General features: G+C 49.8%; 1 rRNA gene. It reads right to left on the bottom strand.

The window, feature by feature from the left end:
* Positions 1–39: 39 nt before the first annotated feature.
* Positions 40–2,924: ribosomal RNA gene (locus tag HUZ36_RS21560) — 23S ribosomal RNA — on the bottom strand.
* Positions 2,925–3,120: the final 196 nt, after the last annotated feature.

Below are 3,120 nucleotides of genomic sequence, written 5' to 3'. Positions count from 1 at the left end.
AGTCTATTAACTTCTGTCGCTAAACCACTTTGGCGTTGTATGGTTAAGCCTCACGGGTAATTAGTACGAGTTAGCTTAATGCCTCACAGCACTTCCACATCTCGCCTATCAACGTTGTAGTCTTCAACGGCCCTTCAGTTGACTCTAAGTCAAAGTGAGAACTCATCTCGAGGCTCGCTTCCCGCTTAGATGCTTTCAGCGGTTATCGATTCCGAACGTAGCTACCGGGCAATGCAATTGGCATCACAACCCGAACACCAGCGGTTCGTCCACTCCGGTCCTCTCGTACTAGGAGCAGCCCCTCTCAATTCTCAAACGCCCACGGCAGATAGGGACCGAACTGTCTCACGACGTTCTAAACCCAGCTCGCGTACCACTTTAAATGGCGAACAGCCATACCCTTGGGACCGACTTCAGCCCCAGGATGTGATGAGCCGACATCGAGGTGCCAAACACCGCCGTCGATATGAACTCTTGGGCGGTATCAGCCTGTTATCCCCGGAGTACCTTTTATCCGTTGAGCGATGGCCCTTCCATTCAGAACCACCGGATCACTATGACCTACTTTCGTACCTGCTCGACGTGTCTGTCTCGCAGTTAAGCTTGCTTCTACCATTACACTAACCGTACGATGTCCGACCGTACTTAGCAAACCTTCGTGCTCCTCCGTTACTCTTTGGGAGGAGACCGCCCCAGTCAAACTACCCACCAGGCACTGTCCTCAACCCCGATTCAGGGGCCTAAGTTAGAACATCAACACTACAAGGGTGGTATTTCAAGGTCGGCTCCACACAAACTAGCGTCTGCGCTTCAAAGCCTCCCACCTATCCTACACATGTAGGGTCAATGTTCAGTGCCAAGCTGTAGTAAAGGTTCACGGGGTCTTTCCGTCTAGCCGCGGGTACACAGCATCTTCACTGCGATTTCAATTTCACTGAGTCTCGGGTGGAGACAGCGTGGCCATGGTTACACCATTCGTGCAGGTCGGAACTTACCCGACAAGGAATTTCGCTACCTTAGGACCGTTATAGTTACGGCCGCCGTTTACCGGGGCTTCGATCAAGAGCTTCGCCTAAGCTAACCCCATCAATTAACCTTCCGGCACCGGGCAGGTGTCACACCGTATACGTCATCTTACGATTTTGCACAGTGCTGTGTTTTTAATAAACAGTCCCAGCCACCTGGTCACTGCGGCTCTCGCCTGCTTACGACGCGAAGTCTTCACAAGTAAGAGCGTACCTTCTCCCGAAGTTACGGTACAATTTTGCCTAGTTCCTTCACCCGAGTTCTCTCAAGCGCCTTAGTATTCTCTACCTGACCACCTGTGTCGGTTTAGGGTACGATTCAGTATGAACTGAAGCTTAGAGGCTTTTCCTGGAAGTAGGGCATCAACAACTTCACCACCGTAGTGGCTCGTCTCGACTCTCAGCCTTAGCAACCCGGATTTTCCTAAGTCGCCAGCCTACAGCCTTTCACATGGACAACCAACGCCATGCTTGCCTAGCCTGCTCCGTCCCCCCATCGCATTCATACCAAGTACGGGAATATTAACCCGTTTCCCATCGACTACGCTCTTCAGCCTCGCCTTAGGGGTCGACTCACCCTACCCTGATTAACATGGGATAGGAACCCTTGGTCTTCCGGCGTGCGGGTTTTTCACCCGCATTATCGTTACTCATGTCAGCATTCGCACTTCTGATATGTCCAGCATGCCTCCCGGCACACCTTCAGCCACTTACAGAACGCTCCCCTACCCCGCATACTTACGTACGCAGCCGTAGCTTCGGTGGTATGTTTAGCCCCGTTACATCTTCCGCGCAGGCCGACTCGACTAGTGAGCTATTACGCTTTCTTTAAAGGGTGGCTGCTTCTAAGCCAACCTCCTAGCTGTTTTAGCCTTCCCACATCGTTTCCCACTTAACATACACTTTGGGACCTTAGCTGACGGTCTGGGTTGTTTCCCTCTCCACGACGGACGTTAGCACCCGCCGTGTGTCTCCCGGATAGTACTTTACGGTATTCGGAGTTTGCAAAGGGTTGGTAAGTCGGGATGACCCCCTAGCCTTAACAGTGCTCTACCCCCGTAAGTATTCGTCCGAGGCTCTACCTAAATAGATTTCGGGGAGAACCAGCTATCTCCCGGTTTGATTAGCCTTTCACTCCTAGCCACAGGTCATCCCCTAACTTTTCAACGTTAGTGGGTTCGGTCCTCCAGTCAGTGTTACCTGACCTTCAACCTGCCCATGGCTAGATCACCGGGTTTCGGGTCTATACCCTGCAACTTAAGCGCCCAGTTAAGACTCGCTTTCGCTACGGCTCCCCTAAATGGTTAACCTCGCTACAGAATATAAGTCGCTGACCCATTATACAAAAGGTACGCAGTCACCCAACAAGTAGGCTCCTACTGCTTGTACGTACACGGTTTCAGGTTCTATTTCACTCCCCTCACAGGGGTTCTTTTCGCCTTTCCCTCACGGTACTGGTTCACTATCGGTCAGTTGGGAGTATTTAGCCTTGGAGGATGGTCCCCCCATATTCAGTCAAAGTTTCACGTGCTCCGACCTACTCGATTTCACTTTTGATAAGTTGTCGTGTACGGGACTATCACCCTGTTTCGTCATGCTTTCCAACATGTTCCACTAACTACACTAAAGCTTAAGGGCTGCTCCGATTTCGCTCGCCGCTACTTTCGGAATCTCGGTTGATTTCTTTTCCTACGGGTACTTAGATGTTTCAGTTCTCCGCGTTCGCCTCGTTAACCTATGTATTCAGTTAACGATACCTGCAAGCAGGTGGGTTTCCCCATTCGGAAATCCTAGTCTCAAGCGCCTCTTACTGGCTTGACTAGGCTTATCGCAAGTTAGTACGTCCTTCATCGCCTCCAACTGCCAAGGCATCCACCGTGTACGCTTAGTCACTTAACCATACAACCCAAAATAGTTTTAAGTTGTACTGCTAAAGACAGTTTAACTTCGCCAGAAGTTAATATTGAATACTAAAGTAGACGCTAATTAATCAAATAAATGATTAATCGGCATTTTCTTTCGAAAACTCGATAAATAACTTTACGTTATCTATCAGAATTTAATTTTTCAGCTTTTCCAAATTTTTAAAGAGCAA

Source organism: Pseudoalteromonas sp. McH1-7 (assembly GCF_013366255.1).
GTDB classification, from domain to species: domain Bacteria; phylum Pseudomonadota; class Gammaproteobacteria; order Enterobacterales; family Alteromonadaceae; genus Pseudoalteromonas; species Pseudoalteromonas peptidolytica.
Note: the sequence above shows the minus strand (reverse complement) of the source record. Positions and strands in the feature narration are given on the sequence as shown.